At 48.3% G+C, this 232-nt stretch carries 1 protein-coding gene; it reads left to right on the top strand.

Annotated features, from left to right (window positions below; genetic code table 11):
• The coding region (locus tag L9G74_RS24715) for a hypothetical protein (RefSeq protein WP_238899110.1) at positions 1-230 on the top strand (230 nt) is incomplete at its 5' end.
• Positions 231-232: the final 2 nt, after the last annotated feature.

Here is a 232-nt window from a genome sequence, read left to right as displayed (position 1 = left end):
ATGCTTTTAGGGCTAACTTTCAAGGGACCTATGTCCGACCCACCACCCACTTAATAGCCACTGTCGACGATTTAACCGACATGCTCGATTTCGACTCCGAGGACATCGACGGTATGGACGACGATGCAGGAGAGGAACAGGAACCACCGCCCACAGGGCGCTGGACAGCCACTTCATCACACGATATATATATATATATATATGGTGGATACACCCAAAGAAAACAATGATG

The organism is Shewanella electrica (genome assembly GCF_022321485.1).
In the GTDB taxonomy this organism is placed as follows: domain Bacteria; phylum Pseudomonadota; class Gammaproteobacteria; order Enterobacterales; family Shewanellaceae; genus Shewanella; species Shewanella electrica.
Note: the sequence above shows the minus strand (reverse complement) of the source record. Positions and strands in the feature narration are given on the sequence as shown.